The sequence below is a fragment of the Paenibacillus sp. sgz302191 genome, assembly GCF_057749925.1.
The window spans coordinates 270,443-287,017 of the sequence record NZ_JBYLHY010000002.1; the positions used below are offsets into that span (position 1 = coordinate 270,443).

Consider the following 16,575-nt stretch of genomic DNA (forward strand, 5'->3'; position numbering starts at 1 on the left):
CACCTTCCTTTCTCAATAAACCTGTTCTTTATAAAAAAAGCCATACGACAGTTCGCGTTCGGGATCTTGCAAGCTCCGAATGCTGTCCAGCCACTCTTCCTTGAACTCATAGCGTTCCGGATCGGCTGCGTAGCTGTCAATTACCGCGCGGTAGCTTCGTACAACCGCTTCGTTGTACTCCGGCGATTTGAGCGAGCCTTCGATTTTCAGGCAGTCCACGCCGCCATCCATCAGCTCCGGCAAGTTTTCCAGCATACAAACATCTTCAGAGCTCATAATATGAGTGCCGTTCCGGTCTTCGTAGATCGGATAGCGCTGATCGCGCCGCTCATGCTCGATAAGAAACAAGCCGCGGCCCAATGAACGGTCCTCACGGGACGCATCCGCTTTCCCCTGATGCTCCATATAATTTTTCACCAGCTCGCGCTTGGAGTGATAAATGTTCGTAATGCCGTGCACATGCACTTCCACTTCCAAAAGCGCATGACGTTTAAAATCAAGCACCTGCTCCATGTTCAGCTCCCTGGCCAAAACAACGCGCGAAGCTCCCTGATTCGCCCAATAATTGGCGGTGGCATAGTTCGTCGATGTCATCTCCGCATTCCAGTGCAGCTTCACCGGCTTCGGCAAATTCCGTACGGCCATCAGCACAGCCGGATCGCCGAATACGATCGCATCGACTCCCATCCGCTGCAGCTGCTCGATATAGCCGTGCAGTTGTTCCAGGCTGTCGTTGTCAAAAATGTTGTTGACCGCGGCGTAAACTTTCGCCCCGCGATCGTGCGCCCATTGTACCGCCTGGCCCAATTCCTCCGGCTTCACTTCGCCCGGGAGGCGCAGGCCGTAGCGTTCTTCCCCGACGAGGACGGCGTCCGCGCCCGCTTCGACCAATCTTTTCAACTCATCGACGGAGCCGCAGCTAACCAATAACTCCGGTTTCTTCATGTATACCCTTCTTTCCGAACATCTGTCCGATCATGGCGATCCTGGTCAATTGGCGGCTTTTTTGCTTGCCGCAATGTTCTTTTTATGTTCTTCAAACGTTTCTGCAAACAAATGGCCTTTCGTGCCGTCTTTCTTCGTTACATAATACAAATACTTGGTTTCCTGCGGATACAGGGCAGCCTTGATCGAAGCCAGGCTCGGGCTGGCGATAGGCCCCGGCGGCAGCCCCGGATTCAAGTACGTATTATAAGGGCTTTGAATTTGCAAATCTTTTTCCAGCAGCCGTTCTTTAGGCTTATCGAATAAATACTGCACCGTCGCGTCGATCTGCAGCGGCATGTTTTTGCTCAAGCGGTTGTAAATGACGCCGGCCACAAGCGGCCGCTCCTCATCGACAACAACCTCCCGCTCGATCAGCGAAGCGACCGTCAGCAGTTGATGGATCGTCAAATTCCGCTCCTTCAGCTTATCCTTCCAGTCCGGCGGCAGCGTCGCCAGCTTTTTATCAAGTTCCTCCAGCGTCCGTTCTACAAACTCCTGCTCGGTTGTCCCCTGCTTGAATTCGTAAGTCTCAGGAAACAAATATCCTTCCAGAGGATGCCGCAAATTTTTGTTGTCCGGAAGAGACGCGATCGAGCTCGCCTGAAACTGGGACGGAGTATCGGTCAACTTGAGGAAAGCGTCGGCGCTCCATGACGTCTGCTCAGTCAGCTTCGCGGCGATTTGCTGGACGGTGTATCCTTCGGGAATCGTAATACGGATGACGTCTTCCTTTACCGTTTCGCCTTTGTTCAGCTTGTCAATGATTTGATCCAGCGTTATGCCGGGCTTCATGCTGTACTCTCCCGCTTGAAAACGCGCCCCCTGCTTCTTCCATTTCAAATAATAAGTAAATATCGAACCGTTCCTGATCAGCCCGTCCGCTTCCAGCAAGCTTGCGATTTGCGAAGAACCGGCGCCTTGCGGGATCGTTATTTTAACATCCTGGTCAGCCGGAGCCACGGGCTGCAGCGCATTCGAGATATACAAGCCGATCCCCCCGGCTCCCCCGGCGATAAGCAGCAAAACCAATCCGCCGATCAGCAGCACACCCTTAACCTTGCTGCGCTTTGGCTTACTAAATTCACCTTGTTCATCCAGCATCTGGTTCACGACCATCCTCCTGCAGTTCTCCCTACATTATGCCCTGTTTGATAAAACAAAAAAGAGCGGATGCACTCCGCTCGGGTGTACGCTCTTACAAGTCATCCTTCACCGGAAACATCATTTCGTCGTAGAGCTCCGATACCGTTTCCCATTCATCGTCGTCTTCGATCGTTTCCAGCTCATATTGCTGATCCGCTCCCTGAACCACCCTAAAGATGGCGACTTCATCTTCCTTCTTCAGTTCGCCGGATTGCAGAACGGCATATATCACATCGCCGTGAACGAATTCCGTCAGAAGACGATAAACTGTCGATTCGTTTTGCTCGTCAAACAAAATGATATCATCCCCATAAGCATTCCGCAACACATCCGTTTGCGTTACGCTCATGACTCTTCTTCCTCTTCAAACTCGGCCATCAAGGTGTTGAACGTTTCTTCCACAATGTTCCATTCCTCTTCGTCCTCGATGGTGAACAGCTTCAGGTCTTCTCCGTCGTCGTCTTCCTCGTAACGGAAAGCGTATACTTCGTCTGTCTCCTCTTCCCCGCCGTCAAGCGGAACGACCATCATGTACTTCTTGTCGGAACCGTCCACTTCGAATTTCATGATGACCTCGAACTCTTCCTCGTTGCCGTCATCGTCAGGGATATAAATGATTTCCGGTTCTTCCTCACGCAATTCTTCTTTGGACATGTTCATTTCACCTCTTCGTATTGGCATCCATATATCCTTGCAAAATAAGAGCCGCGGCCATCTTATCGATGACCGCCTTTCTCTTTTTCCGGCTCACATCGGCTTCGAGTAGCGTTCGCGTAGCGGCTACGGTCGTAAGCCGCTCATCCCACAGATGCACAGGCACATTCAATCTTTGCTGCAAATCCCGGGAAAAAGCAATCGCGATCTCGCCTCGCGGACCAATCGTATTGTTCATATTTTTAGGCAAACCGACGACAATCTCGGTAACGTTATATTCGCGCAGAATCGCTTCCAGACGCTCCATGTCCTGTTCCGGCTTGCGGCGCTGGATGACTTCCAGCCCCTGGGCCGTCCAGCCCATTTCGTCGCTGACCGCCACTCCGATCGTTTTGTCCCCGTAATCCAGGCCCATCCATCTCATGCAGGTTCTCTTTTCCTTTTATTTATGCTGGCCCAGATAAGAACGTACCAATTCCTCGATCAGCTCGTCTCGCTCGCGCTTGCGGATCAAGCTTCGGGCGTTATTGTGCCGGGGAATGTACGCCGGATCTCCGGAAAGCAAGTAACCGACAATCTGATTGATCGGATTATACCCTTTTTCCTGAAGAGCATCGTAGACCGCTAACAACACTTCTTTCGGTGATGTCTCGATTTCTTCCGCTTTCACGTTGAACTTCATCGTTTTATCCATGGAACTCATCAGGAGCACCCCACTTTCCGTTTGCTGCCGCTTAAAATACATATTTTTGCTCAGTGTATATTGTCATATATTCTCTGCCCAGCGAAAAATTCCTGTCCGGCCAAAAAATATTTATTTTATCATGCTATTAAACGAATTGGGAGAGCAGTCCTTCCACGCCCGACAACGCCGCCTGCAGCTTGGATGCGTCTTTGCCGCCTGCCTGCGCCATATCCGGGCGCCCGCCGCCGCTTCCGCCTACCTGCCCGGCCACTTCCTTAATAATTTTGCCGGCATGGAAGCCTTTTGCGACAAGATCCGGAGTGACGGCCGCAACGAGGTTGACTTTGTCTTCGGCGACAGCGCCAAGCACGATGACCGCCGAGCCCAGCTTCGTCTTCATCTCGTCGACGATGTTGCGCAAGGAGTCCATGTCCGCGGCATTGACTTGCGCTGCCAGCACGTTGACGCCCGCAGCCTGCTTCACCTGATCGGTGAGCGAGCCAGCCTCGATGCGTCCGAGCTTGCCGCGCAGCGATTCGTTCTCGCGGGACAGCTCTTTCAACTGCTGCTGCAAACTTTCCAGCCGTTTGGGAACGTCCTGGATGTTCGCTTTCAGCAAGCCTGCCGCTTCTTTCAACAGCAGAAGCTGCCCGTCCAGGTACTCGTAGGCGCTGCGTCCCGTAACGGCTTCGATCCGGCGAACGCCAGATCCGATACCGGATTCGCTGACAATTTTGAAAAGCCCGATTTGCCCGGTATTTTGCACATGGCAGCCTCCGCACAGCTCCAGGCTGTAATCGCCGACGCGCACGACGCGCACGATGTCGCCGTATTTTTCGCCGAACAGAGCCATAGCGCCCATCGCTTTCGCCTCGGCGATAGCTTTAAGCGAAATCTCGACATCAATGTTGTTCCAGATTTGCCGGTTGACCCGCTGCTCGACATCCTGCAGTTCCTCGCTGCTGATGCTTCCGAAATGCGAGAAGTCAAAACGCAGACGTCCCGGTTCCACCAGGGAGCCCGCCTGATTGACATGCTCGCCGAGCACTTCCTTCAAAGCTTTGTGGAGCAAATGGGTGGCCGTATGGTTTTTGACCGTTTCCGCCCGCTCCGCACCGGTCACTTCAGCCCGGACGGATTCGCCTTTGCGAAGCACGCCGGATTCCACCGTTACCGAATGGACATGCTGGCCGTGAGGCGCTTTGCTGACGTCTTCGACTTTCAAAAGCACGCTCTCGCTGCGAATGTATCCGGTATCGCTCACTTGCCCCCCGCTTTCCGCATAGAAAGGCGTGCGGTCCAGCACCACTTGGCACGTCTCGCCGACACCGACGATATCGACGAATTGGTTCTCGTGAACGATGGCGATGACAGCAGCGTCAACTACCAATTCATTATATCCAACAAATTCGCTTTTAACCGTGAAATCGGCCAGCGGTCCGCCCTGAACCTTCATGCCGCCCTCTTCCTGACGGGCCGCTCTGGCCCGTTCCCGCTGCTCCTGCATCGAAGCGTCAAAACCTTCGCGATCGACGCTCATGCCCTTTTCCGCGGCGAAATCTTCGGTTAAGTCAAACGGGAAGCCATACGTATCGTACAATTTAAAAGCATCCGGCCCGCTGATCCGGTCGCCGCCCGCTTGGCGGGTTTTCTCAACCATCTCCGCGAGGATGACCAGCCCGTCGCTGAGCGTCTCGTGAAACCGCTCCTCTTCCGTACGGATCACCTTTTCGATAAATTCGCGCTTGTCCACTACTTCCGGATAGTAGACGCCCATAATCTCGCCTACGGTCGGCACAAGCGAATGCAGGAACGGCTTGTCCATGCCGAGCACTTTGCCGTAACGGACCGCGCGGCGCAGCAAGCGGCGGATGACATATCCCCGGCCTTCGTTGGAAGGCAGCACGCCGTCGCCGACCGAGAACGCTACCGTCCGGATATGGTCGGCAATCACTTTCAGCGCGACATCGTGCTCTTCATTGGCATGATACTGCACGCCGGCCAGGCCGCACGTCTGCTCAATAATCGGCAGGAACAGATCGGTATCGAAGTTGGAATCGACATTTTGCAAAATCGAGGCAAACCGCTCCAGACCCGCCCCCGTATCGATATTTTTGTTGGGAAGCGGTGTATAGCTGCCGTCCTTGTTATGGTTAAACTGCGTGAACACGAGGTTCCACACTTCCAGGAAGCGCTCGTTTTCACCGCCGGGCCAGCACTCCGGGTCGGACAAATCGCCGTACGCGTCGCCGCGGTCGTAAAAAATTTCCGTACACGGACCGCACGGGCCTTCCCCGATATCCCAGAAGTTGTCTTCCTTCAGCTTGTAGATGCGCTCCTCGGGAATGCCGATTTGCCGGTTCCAAATTTCAAAAGCTTCCTCGTCGTCCTCATGCACGGTAACGGAAATGCGGTTCGGGTCAAAGCCGATCCATTGCGGGTCCGTCAAAAACTCCCAGGCCCACGGAATCACTTCTTTTTTAAAATAATCGCCGATCGAGAAATTGCCGAGCATTTCAAAAAACGTGTGATGGCGGCGGGTTTTGCCGACATTCTCGATGTCGTTCGTACGAATGCACTTCTGGGCGTTCGTGATCCGCGGATTTTCCGGAATTTCGCGGCCGTCCAGGTACGGTTTGAGCGGGGCGATCCCGGCATTGATCCACAGCAAAGACGGGTCGTTGTGCGGAACGAGCGAAGAGCTCGGTTCAATCTTGTGGCCTTTGCTAGCAAAAAACTGCAGCCATTTGGAACGAATTTCGCTTGCTTTCATAAAGTGTTACGCCTCCACAGTGTAATTGATATCAAAACAAAATAAACGCCCCTGCAAAACAGGGACGAATCATCGCGGTACCACCCTGGTTATTGTGCGGACGCTGCCGCCCGAAATGTGTCACAATCTCCTTATATGAATGTTAACGGATTCACCCGGCGGAGTTCGTCCGCACTCCGGAACGAGCGTTCGGCCATTCTTGCATCGAAAGGTTCTTTCAGCCTAATTACACCTGCTGCGAACAGTTATAATCCGAAACCTTCTCTCTGACGACGGGCTATGGCTTACTTTAGTTCCATCAATGTTTTGTCATAGTCACAGATAGGCAAATTATAACTTTAGGAATTCGCACTGTCAATATTCAGGCCGCAATTCTGGGCAACAACCGAGAAGCGCAAACAGATTGAAACCGGGCCGCAATGGGAACCGTATTATCAAGTTAGTACCACCTAATTAGGTAAGGAGGCTGCCTTTGTTGAATTTCTCTTCGCTCGTCCTGTTGTCCTTAATCGGTCCCGTATTTATTCTTATCATCTACATTATGGCAAGAACGCTGATCAGGAAGCAAATCCCCGACAGCCGGTACAACCCGTTCGATTATATCACCGGTCAAACCGTCGTCCAATTCCAGGAGCAAAAAGAACAAAAAGAAGAAGATGACGACCAGGGCGACGACAAAGAGAAGCATGCAAAAAAGATCGAAAAACGCAGTTGACAATCATTCTCAATGAATATATAATAAGTTCATTGATAATGATTTTCATTATCGAGAGAAGCAAAAGCAAGACCACTTTTTCCGTGGCTGATCGACAGTAATACGAATGATTGCCAAATCACCCAATATCCTCACCTCAACCCTCGTGCAAAACCCCTTTGGACCATGATCCCGCAAGTCATGGCTCAGAGGGGTTTTGCACGTCCGCTTTTTACAACGTCGGCCTGTGAACATAGTGCAAAAACAGATGCTGGACGATCACCTTCATAACGGCGAAAAACGGAACCGCCAAAATCAGCCCCATGACCCCCGCCACTTCTCCGCCGACAAGCAGCGCAAAAATAATAAATAACGGATGCATGTGCAGGGACTTGCCGACAACCTGGGGAGAGATCACGTTGCCCTCCAAAATTTGCACGGCAAGATTCACCAGCGCGACGAACAGAATCATTTTCAAGGAAACCGTTGAAGCCATAACAATGGCCGGCGCCGCCCCGAAAAAGGGGCCAAGGTAAGGGATGATGTTGAAAACGGCAACGACGCTTGCCAGCAAAAGCGGATAAGGCATTCCGATGATCCAATAGCCGATGTAGGCCAAAACCCCGACAATCAGGCATACGAGAAGCTGGCCCCTGATATAGTTGCCGAGCGCCGTATCGATATCCAGAAGCAGCTTGACCGTTACTCTTCGATGATCTTTGGGAACGATGGCAAGCGCCGTTTTTTCCAGTAGTTGGAAATCTTTCATAATGTAGAACGCGACGAAAGGTACGATAAAAACCATGAACACCATATTGATCGTGCTGCCGATCTGATTCACATAATTGGAAATGGCCAAAGATATGCCTTCCTCTATTTTGGTAAGCGATTGATTGAAGCCCATGCGAACGCTGTCCGGCAGCAGCCGGTTTTGATTAAAACCGTCGACAAGCGACTGGGCTCTCATCGCCATCTGCGGCAAATGCTCGTTGAGCTCGGCAAGCTGATTCATAAACATCGGGGTCACATTCATAATAATTACGGTCAACGACGCAATGAATACGCTGTAAATGAGAAGCACGGCAATCGTGCGCGGCACTTTGCGCTGGTTCAGCATATTGACGACGGGATTCAGCAGATAGGAAAGGATCATGGCTATAAAAAACGGAGCCGCAACGCCTTTGATGAATTGCGCCACACTCAGCAGCACCGGTTTGATCTGCACCAGCATGAAAATAACAGCAAGACCCAGCAGCACATAAACCAGAGAAGCAAACCATTTGTTTTTGTAAAAGCGGTCCATCCTGTTCACCCCTGTTTCAGGCTAGTACATTCGATATACAGTATATGTACAACCTGTGCAAAATAACCCGGGGGAACATGCGCTCCACGCAAAAAAACGCCGTCCTAATCCGGATGCAAGGCACCGGATTAGGACGACGTTTATCGTTCATTGTGCAATACTAATTGGCATGTACGTGCGACCCGGAAATCTCTTCCTCAAAAAACAAATCGTCAAGCGAGCTCAACGTTCCGTCTTCCTCAACTTGATAAACGGACATTTTATCGCCGTTAACGCTCAACTCGATAAAGCATCCCCAGCAATAAAATTGATGTGAACCTATTTTTCCGATATCTTTGGAATTGCAATTTGGACAACGCATCATGTTACTCACCCTATTCTTCTTTGGATACGAAGAGTTCTTCTAATTCCGCAGCAGCATGTGCCGGGACGATAACCGCATCCTTCCCTTTGACAGCCGACTCCGGTACGGGAAGCCACCTGCGCCCTCCCTTTAAATCGGAAATGAAACCTTCGGATAATTCATAACCTACTATTTGTGTTCCCCAATCCTGGCCTAAATAAACATCTTCTACCATTCCTAATTGGCGGCCGTCCACTGTAATTACGGGAAGCCCTTTAATCCCGCAGCTTACGTCGTTCAAAACAATCAGCTCCTTGTCGCCGGCTTGCTCGACAAGTACGCTTTCGTTCGGTATGGTAACGGCATCCGTTCCGACGGCAATGATATCGTTCCACAAAATCAGCTTTGCGGCGGAGAACCATTGCTTCGTTTCCAGAACGATGCCTATTATGTTCCAATTCGGGTCCATGCATACATCTTTTACCTGGCCAATCTGCTTACCGGCGTCTACCGTAAGAACGGGAAGGCCGATAAGATCACGCGCTTTGCGCAAGCTGGTTTCCTCCTAGAACCACCCGGTACTATTTAGTACGCAAACGATCCACAATGGTTGCAATTTTGTGGGCGGCTATTTCGATTTGCTCTTTAGAATTCCCCATTCCAAAGCTAAACCGAACGGCGGAGGATACGATATTTTCTGGAAGATGCATCGCTTTTAAGACGTGGGAAATTTCGAGCGAACCCGAGGTGCATGCCGACCCGCTTGCGGCGGCAACCCCGTCCAAATCGAGGCTCATGAGCAAAGTTTCGGTGCTGATGCCGGGGAAACTGATGTTCAAAATATGAGGAATGCTCTGTTCCGGGTTACCGTTGATGACGAAACCGCCGCTGCCCAAGTGGCGCTCCAGATTGCTTACCATAATTTGACGGAGCTCAGCGGCAATTAGTTGACTTTTTTGAAGCTTAGGCAGGCAAATTTCTACCGCCTTGGCGAATCCGGCGATGCCGGCCATGTTTTCCGTGCCTGCGCGGCGTTTGCGCTCCTGGGCTCCGCCGAGCATGAAAGGAGCAAGCATCGTGTTCGGAGCCATATAAAGCGCTCCTACTCCTTTGGGGCCGTTGATTTTATGAGCGGAAAAGCTCATCAGGTCAACCGGCAGCGATTCCAGATGAATCGGTATTTTGCCCAGCGCCTGCACGGCATCGACGTGAAAAACGATTTGCCGCTCGCGCGCCAACTGTCCCGCCTGCTCAATTGGCTGGATGGTGCCGATTTCGTTGTTGACGTACATGATGCTGATCAAAGCCGTATCCGGGCGAATGGCCGCTTCAAGATCGGCCAGCTGAATAAGACCGGTCGGATCTACCGGAAGGTAGGTCACCTCGTAGCCGAGGCTCTCCAGGCGTTCGAACGGATGAAGAACGGCATGATGCTCAGTCTGCGTCGTAATCATATGCTTCTTGCCGTCCCGCTGTGCATTCAATACACCAAAAATGGCCATATTGCTGCTCTCAGTCCCGCTGCCTGTGAAAATAAGCTGCGCGGGCCGGCAGCCTAAGGCGTCCGCCATCGAGTCGCGAAACCGGTTCAGCGCCGTTCTCGGCGCCCTTCCGAAGCTGTGCATGCTCGACGGATTTCCGTAAAACTCCGTATAAAAAGGAAGCATCGCTTCCAATACGTCGGGATGCAGCGGCGTCGTAGCCGCGTGATCGAGATAAATAGGAATCATATCGCACCTTTAGATGTAAAACATATAGTTGTCGTTCTTGCCTTCATCGTGAAATGAAATCAGGTTGGAAAGCGTCGTGGAATCCAGCACTTCCGCGATGCTGTCGCGAATGCGGATCCACAGGTCGCGCTTGGCCGGGTCGTCTTCTTCCGTAAAATCAACCGGACTGATCGGACCTTCCAGAACGCGGATAACTTCGCCGGAAGTCACCTGCTCCGGAGATTTCGAGAGAATGTATCCACCGTAAGCTCCGCGGATGCTCTTGACCAAACCCGCGTTGCGCAGCGGTGCGACCAACTGCTCCAAGTAATGCTCGGAAAGCTGATGTTTTTCCGCAATGCTTTTGAGCGAGGTCGGGCCCTCGCCGAATCGATTGGCCAGCTCCATCATAATTGTCAAGCCGTAGCGGCCTTTTGTCGATATTTTCAAAAATAACACCTCATTTAACATTTATGCCATCAAAGTTGTCCCCATCTTGTCCAAAACAGGGCTATAACTCCTAAACAGCGTTTCCACTTTTGCCCAAAACATTCCTAAACACCCGCGTATCATATATATGTTACCATAATTCCTCCTATAATGGGTGAAAAACAATGGCATTCTCATGAAATATTTTAAAAATAAGCTTTGTAGATGTATAATGATGAGATAAACCTGCAAGGAAGCACAGCATCAAAAGGTTTTTTCGCCATTTCAAGACTGGCAGCCAGAAAAGAGGTCATTAATGATGAGTAAAAAAGCACGGGTTATTCTCGGCATGTCCGGGGGCGTCGATTCATCGGTCGCCGCGCTTCTGCTTAAAGAGCAGGGCTATGAAGTCATCGGCATTTTCATGAAAAATTGGGACGATACCGATGAATTCGGACATTGCACGGCAGAGGAAGACGCTGAGGATGTCAGACGGGTATGCGATCAGCTCGGCATCCCTTTTTATACAGTGAATTTTGAGAAGCAGTACTACGATAAAGTTTTCGCTTACTTTTTGGACGAGTACCGCAAAGGCCGTACGCCGAACCCCGACGTCATGTGCAACAGGGAAATCAAATTCGGCGAGCTGCTGCAAAAGGTCGAGGATCTGGGCGGCGACTATCTCGCCACAGGGCATTATGCGCGCGTTGAAGAGCGTGACGGCGAATACGTGCTGCTCCGCGGCAACGATGCGAATAAGGATCAGACTTATTTCCTCAATGCGCTGGGCCAGCGGCAGCTGGCGAAAGCGATGTTTCCGATCGGCCACCTGCCGAAACCGAAAGTCCGGGAAATCGCCGAAGCTGCAGGCCTGGCTACGGCAAAGAAAAAGGACAGCACCGGCATTTGCTTTATCGGCGAGAGAGATTTCAAGACGTTCCTCAGCCAGTACTTGCCGGCACAGCCCGGGGATATGCGCGATATCCGTACGGGCGAAATCAAAGGCAGGCATGACGGCTTGATGTATTACACGCTGGGCCAGCGGCAAGGCCTCGGCATCGGCGGCTCCGGGACGGGAGAGCCCTGGTTCGTCGTAGACAAAGACTTGCAGAACAATGTACTGCTCGTCGTGCAGGGTGAACAGTACGAAGGCCTCTACTCCACCGGGCTTACCGCCGCCGACGTCAATTGGATCAGTCCGGACAAGCCTTCCGGACCCGTCGCCTGCACGGCCAAATTCCGCTACCGCCAACCCGATCAGGGCGTGACGCTGACTATGGCGGAGGACGGCACCTGCGAGGTCGCATTTGTCAAGCCGCAAAAGGCGGTCACGCCGGGACAATCCGTCGTATTCTACGACGGCGAAATCTGCCTCGGCGGAGGCATCATCGACAAGGTGCATAAATAAAAAGGCCGGTAAATCATACAGGGCTATCCCAAAAGTGTCCGTATAGTACGGGGACAGCCCTTTTATCGAGCAAAAAGGACCTCAAACTCCACTGCCAAGCGGAGAATGAGGTCCTTTCTTTAGGTGAAGCTTCAATGCGAGCCCACACGCCAGAGCCGGGTCGCACCATCTGCCGGGTTGCGCGAAGAAAACCTGCAAAAATACATCTTTTTCTCGCTGGATACGCTGGCCACGACATATTCCTGCAATTGTGCAGGCTTTTTGCCGTGAACATGGGCTCGGATTCATTTTCGCCGAAAATTCCTGTACTTTCGCAGGTTTTTCGCCAAAATGAACCATTCATACTAAAAAAGCCTGCACTTTCGCAGGCTTTCTACCCGTTTAATAGTGATGCGCCTCTCCAATGGACGTTTCTCAACAGCCCGGATTGTGCAGAAAAACTCTTTTTCACTTTCGATCGCGATTCTGATATTTGGCGAATATCTTACTTTCCGTCCCGGAATCCATAGGCTGGTAAAAGCGAATGCCTTCCAATTCTTTGGGAAGGTATTGGTTCGTATCCTTGCCCGGATTGTCAAAAGGGTACAAGTAGGTTGTAGTGCCGTGCTTAATATCCTTAGGCACTTCATACTGTCTCTGTCCCCGAACCGTCTCCAGAGCCGAGTTAATAGCTTTATAGACGCTGTTGGATTTTGGGCTTTCACAAAGATATACCACTGCTTGGGCGAGCGCCAACCGCCCCTCCGGCATCCCTACGAATTGCACCGCTTGTTGGGCGGCGATTGCCATCTGCAGACAATGCGGATTTGCCATCCCCACATCTTCGGAGCTATGTACTACAACTCTTCTCGCGATATAAATCGGGTCTACGCCGCTATCGAGCATCCGGGCTAACCAATACAGGGCGGCATCCGTCTGGGAGCCCCTCATAGATTTGATGAAAGCTGAAGTCAAATTATACATATCGCTAGTGTTAATGCCGTTTAAGCGAAATTGGAACGCTTCCTGAATGGCGCTCAAATCGATCTCAGTTGTATCATGAAGCGTGTATGCAGCAACTTCGAGCGCATTTAGCGCCGTACGTATATCACCATTGCATACATCCGCAATATAATGTAACGCTTCTTCGGTAATCGTTAACCGATTGTTTCCAAGCCCTCTCTCCGAATCGCTTAACGCCGAACGTATAACTCCCTTTACATCCTCCGGGGCTAGAGCGGTCAATTGATAAACCCGGCACCTGGATACGAGCGGCGGAATAATATCGTGTGTGATGCTCTCCGTTGTGCAGCCAATCAGTGTAATGACTCCATTCTCAACAAATGGCAGCAGTGTTTCTTGAATGTTCCTCTTCATGGCGTGGATTTCATCGATAAAAGCAATCGTCTTTTTTCCATAAAGCTTTCTTAAATCTTGAGCTTGTTCAAAAGTTTCACGCAATTGGGCGATACCAAGCGAGACCGCATTAAGTTTAATAAATTCGGCATTCGTTATTTTGCTGATGATGGTCGCCAAACTGGTTTTTCCGGAAGAAGGAGGACCTTGCAAAATCATAGACGGAACCTGGTCAGATTCTATCAAACGCCGCAGAGATTTCCCCTTCCCCACAATATGCTGCTGACCAATATATTCATCCAATGTCGTGGGACGCATACGCTCTGCAAGTGGGGTAGTTACCGATCGATTATTTTCCGCAAAATCAAACAAGTCCATGTTCTGCCACCTTCATCGCATTCATTAATTCGCACATTATCATCGCATAAAAAAAAGTTGGAATTAGGGTATAACTCATCTATCTTATCTGAAAAATCTGTCGAATTCAAATAGATTGTAATTCCGGCAATTTCAATTTTGCTGTTAGTTTGTATTAAAAGCTTTCCGTTTGCGTAAAGAGGCAACTAAAAGCAAAAGCAACGGAATAAACATATAAACCGATAAAATATGAAACGGAACCGCCAATTTCACCAAAGTGGCAAAAACCGAAAAATTGGGCAAATCCCAAATGCCGATCACCAGACTAAGAAGCGCGAGCGGAAAGACGACGGGCCGGTAATCCGACAGTCGAAAAAATTGTGCGAATGAGATCGATACGCCATAGAGAAAAACGCCGACCTGCAGGAAATGGCCGACAACCCACATCGCCAGAACGATGGATTCCAGATTTTCCCAGAATGAACCGATGCTGATGTAGCGGAAAGCCATCAAAAGCGGATAAATTTTATTACCCAGATCCGGTCCAAGCAAAAATAAGCACATCAGGTTGGCATAAGTCAAAAACAATACGATGCCGCCTAATGAAATGAAGCCCCACTTCCTCCCTTTCTCCGGATCGGTCAGACAGGGCAGGAAGAAGGACATCATGAACAGTTCATTGCACCAGCCCATCATCGAAAAAGAGCCTTTGACGACTGGGACAATCCCATGGCTCAGGATGGGGAATATGTTCTTGATATCCAGATCAGGAATAAGAAGCAGCATAAAAAATACAGGCGCAATAAACATCGGCAAAAAAACGACGGTACTCCTCGCCAGCATTTCTACTCCCCCGCGTACAGCCAGAGCGCAAAGCAGGAGCATGGACGACATGATGATCAGAATAGGGGTTTTGAACAAAAAATTGCCCACTACGAAATCGGCATACTGACGGGTGATGCCCCCAGTAGCGTGCAGGTTGTAGGTGATGCAAATGATGCCTACGAGCTTCCCCGGTATTTTTCCAAGAATATGTTCGCTGTATTGGACGATCGTCTGCTTCGGATAAAGCTCATGCAGGCGAGTCGCCGTATACACGGCAATCAGGCCGATGAGAGCGGCCGGAAAGCTCGTAAACCAAAGATCGTTTTGAGCATATTGAGCGGTAACGGTCGGCAGCACGAGAAAACCGGAGGCCAACACAGTCGGAACCATCATAAGTCCCATTTGAAAAGCTGAAATTTTCCCTTTCTCCAACAAGAACATTCACCACGCTTCGAATTAATCCTCATTCCTTCGCTGCAGCATCCGAAACTACGGTTCAACCAGCCCCCTGAGAGGTTTGAAGATGAACTGAAGAAAAGTGGTAGGACCCCGTGTATGGGGCAGATCCAACATGGATAGGATCAAAATGACGAGCAGCAGGGAAACGAATACAGCGCGATCCCATTTCGGCAGTGCCTTCAATTTTGCCCATTCCAGCCGTACGATCAGCAATGCGGCAAGCGTAACTCCGCAGAAAAAGCCCCACATCATTTCTCCTTGACCTCCTCTTTGGGCATTCCCCCCGGAAAACTGATCGTCCCGGGCCTGAGTATACGAGTTTCGATTTCCGTGGTCACTTCTACTTCAGGGAAGCGACGCTCCCAACGATCTTTCACTTTTTCCCATTGTTCGGGGTATTTCCGGTGGAACACTTTCGCAAAATCAAGAATGTCCGCTTTCCAATGATGTTGGACTTCACGAAGAGCCAGCCGGATGCGTTCCGTCACATCATTCTCGAACGCCTTCTCCATCAAGGCCAGCAATTCGGGATTCATGGGATCCAGGTTGGTGCCGTTCTGAATAATGTCTCCTTCCGATTTTACTTTCACTGTTATCTTCCATGTTTCGCCTTGGATAGACGGAATCAACTTCACGCTTGCTTTCACGGGTTTCAACGATACTTGCCCTTCCGCGTCCTTCATTTTAAAGACAACCGTATATTCTTCAATTTCATTTCGGAGCCACATGACGCCGCGTGTCGTCTTTTCGGAAATTTCTCCGACCATCTTGTCTTCCTTGAAAATAGCGGCTCCTAAAAGATACGGAATGGTTTGAAAAGGCGCTGACGACTCAGTCTTTGGAAGGATGTATACCAATGGAAGCACAGCCGAACGGGCCTCTCCTTTTAACATGACGCCCAACTGCTGCATCGTCACTTGCATCCCGATATGCAAGCCTTCCAATTCCCGCAAAACTTCTGCCGAAGAGCGCTCGATTGGCGGAAACAACTCAAGCGCTTCTGCCGCCTTTCCTTTGCTGACAAACATATAAGCCCGCTCTCTCGTCTGAGGGAAACGAAGCAAGAAGTCGAGATGGTCCCGGATACCTGATTTGGCTACCGATTCGCCGAATATAAAAATTTGGCATTGCCCCCAGAACAGCTTCCGGGGAAACAGCCGCTGGAGCTTGGACAGAGCGTCCGCAGCATCGATGCCGATCTCCGTACGAACGGTAGTCCGTTTGGCCGCTCCGCCTCCGGAAATTCCGCCTCCCATCGCTCCTCCGCCCGCTTGGCTTTGAGGAATGATGACTTGCACAGTCACTCGAACCCGATGATTCTCCGCATGATCGAAAGCTAACGCCGTAATGATCGCCAAGTCATTGAGTTCCGTCCGATCCCAGCAGCCTTCAAGCAAGCCTGACAACAGAAGGAAGACAACTGCTTTTATGAACGGTTTCATCGAGCCATTCATCGTTTCCAATCTCCTTT

18 protein-coding genes are annotated in these 16,575 nt (G+C 50.8%); 2 read left to right on the forward strand and 16 right to left on the reverse strand.

Annotated features, from left to right (window positions below; all coding sequences use genetic code 11):
- Positions 1 to 12: 12 nt before the first annotated feature.
- The 7 genes from AC3G2T_RS03560 to alaS form a co-directional block, all read right to left on the reverse strand.
- A complete protein-coding gene (locus tag AC3G2T_RS03560; protein WP_488434557.1) occupies positions 13 to 945 on the reverse strand; it encodes a peptidase U32 family protein in 933 nt (310 codons plus the stop codon).
- A 45-nt stretch (positions 946 to 990) separates the two neighbouring features.
- Complete coding sequence (gene mltG, locus AC3G2T_RS03565; RefSeq protein ID WP_488434558.1) at positions 991 to 2,103, reverse strand: endolytic transglycosylase MltG; 1,113 nt, start codon at positions 2,101 to 2,103, stop codon at positions 991 to 993.
- A gap of 79 nt (positions 2,104 to 2,182) precedes the next feature.
- A complete protein-coding gene (locus AC3G2T_RS03570) occupies positions 2,183 to 2,479 on the reverse strand; it encodes a DUF1292 domain-containing protein (protein ID WP_474680351.1) in 297 nt (98 codons plus the stop codon).
- Entirely contained in the window at positions 2,476 to 2,784 is a 309-nt protein-coding gene (locus AC3G2T_RS03575) for a DUF1292 domain-containing protein (protein ID WP_474680352.1), read from the reverse strand. The genes AC3G2T_RS03570 and AC3G2T_RS03575 overlap by 4 nt, the downstream gene beginning before the upstream one ends.
- Before the next feature lie 7 nt (positions 2,785 to 2,791).
- Complete coding sequence (ruvX, locus tag AC3G2T_RS03580) at positions 2,792 to 3,208, reverse strand: Holliday junction resolvase RuvX (RefSeq protein WP_474680353.1); 417 nt, start codon at positions 3,206 to 3,208, stop codon at positions 2,792 to 2,794.
- An 18-nt stretch (positions 3,209 to 3,226) separates the two neighbouring features.
- On the reverse strand, positions 3,227 to 3,487 hold the full coding sequence (locus tag AC3G2T_RS03585; RefSeq protein ID WP_134753304.1) for an IreB family regulatory phosphoprotein: 261 nt from the start codon (positions 3,485 to 3,487) through the stop codon (positions 3,227 to 3,229).
- Between the two features lie 127 nt (positions 3,488 to 3,614).
- Positions 3,615 to 6,242, reverse strand: coding sequence for an alanine--tRNA ligase (gene alaS / locus AC3G2T_RS03590; protein WP_488434559.1), 2,628 nt, complete (start codon positions 6,240 to 6,242; stop codon positions 3,615 to 3,617).
- A gap of 475 nt (positions 6,243 to 6,717) precedes the next feature.
- Between alaS and AC3G2T_RS03595 the strand changes: the two genes are divergently transcribed.
- A complete protein-coding gene (locus AC3G2T_RS03595; RefSeq protein ID WP_474680355.1) occupies positions 6,718 to 6,957 on the forward strand; it encodes a DUF3951 domain-containing protein in 240 nt (79 codons plus the stop codon).
- A 211-nt stretch (positions 6,958 to 7,168) separates the two neighbouring features.
- Here the strand turns inward: AC3G2T_RS03595 and AC3G2T_RS03600 are convergent, their stop codons facing one another.
- From AC3G2T_RS03600 to cymR, 5 genes are all read right to left on the reverse strand, one after another.
- Complete coding sequence (locus tag AC3G2T_RS03600; protein WP_488434560.1) at positions 7,169 to 8,239, reverse strand: AI-2E family transporter; 1,071 nt, start codon at positions 8,237 to 8,239, stop codon at positions 7,169 to 7,171.
- 160 nt (positions 8,240 to 8,399) lie between these two features.
- Complete coding sequence (locus tag AC3G2T_RS03605) at positions 8,400 to 8,603, reverse strand: hypothetical protein (RefSeq protein WP_474680357.1); 204 nt, start codon at positions 8,601 to 8,603, stop codon at positions 8,400 to 8,402.
- A 10-nt stretch (positions 8,604 to 8,613) separates the two neighbouring features.
- Entirely contained in the window at positions 8,614 to 9,135 is a 522-nt protein-coding gene (locus AC3G2T_RS03610; RefSeq protein WP_474680358.1) for a PRC-barrel domain-containing protein, read from the reverse strand.
- A 28-nt stretch (positions 9,136 to 9,163) separates the two neighbouring features.
- Positions 9,164 to 10,312: a cysteine desulfurase family protein gene (locus AC3G2T_RS03615; RefSeq protein WP_474680359.1), complete on the reverse strand. Its 1,149-nt coding sequence runs from the start codon at positions 10,310 to 10,312 to the stop codon at positions 9,164 to 9,166.
- Between the two features lie 9 nt (positions 10,313 to 10,321).
- The gene (gene cymR / locus AC3G2T_RS03620) at positions 10,322 to 10,741 is read right to left on the reverse strand and encodes a cysteine metabolism transcriptional regulator CymR (protein ID WP_474680360.1); all 420 of its coding nucleotides are present in this window, start codon (positions 10,739 to 10,741) and stop codon (positions 10,322 to 10,324) included.
- A gap of 298 nt (positions 10,742 to 11,039) precedes the next feature.
- On the opposite strand from cymR, the gene mnmA reads away from it, so the two are divergent.
- Complete coding sequence (gene mnmA / locus AC3G2T_RS03625) at positions 11,040 to 12,128, forward strand: tRNA 2-thiouridine(34) synthase MnmA (protein WP_488434729.1); 1,089 nt, start codon at positions 11,040 to 11,042, stop codon at positions 12,126 to 12,128.
- Between the two features lie 447 nt (positions 12,129 to 12,575).
- Here the strand turns inward: mnmA and AC3G2T_RS03630 are convergent, their stop codons facing one another.
- The 4 genes from AC3G2T_RS03630 to AC3G2T_RS03645 all read right to left on the reverse strand — a co-directional run bounded on the left by AC3G2T_RS03630 (position 12,576) and on the right by AC3G2T_RS03645 (position 16,558).
- Positions 12,576 to 13,841 (reverse strand): replication-associated recombination protein A, encoded by a 1,266-nt coding sequence (locus AC3G2T_RS03630; RefSeq protein WP_474680361.1) that lies wholly within the window; start codon positions 13,839 to 13,841, stop codon positions 12,576 to 12,578.
- Positions 13,842 to 13,985: 144 nt separating this feature from the next.
- Positions 13,986 to 15,086 carry a GerAB/ArcD/ProY family transporter gene (locus AC3G2T_RS03635; RefSeq protein WP_488434561.1) on the reverse strand — a complete coding sequence of 367 codons (1,101 nt, stop codon included), beginning with the start codon at positions 15,084 to 15,086 and terminating at the stop codon, positions 13,986 to 13,988.
- Between the two features lie 48 nt (positions 15,087 to 15,134).
- A complete protein-coding gene (locus AC3G2T_RS03640) occupies positions 15,135 to 15,356 on the reverse strand; it encodes a hypothetical protein (RefSeq protein ID WP_474680363.1) in 222 nt (73 codons plus the stop codon).
- Positions 15,353 to 16,558: a Ger(x)C family spore germination protein gene (locus AC3G2T_RS03645; RefSeq protein ID WP_474680364.1), complete on the reverse strand. Its 1,206-nt coding sequence runs from the start codon at positions 16,556 to 16,558 to the stop codon at positions 15,353 to 15,355. The genes AC3G2T_RS03640 and AC3G2T_RS03645 overlap by 4 nt, the downstream gene beginning before the upstream one ends.
- Positions 16,559 to 16,575: the final 17 nt, after the last annotated feature.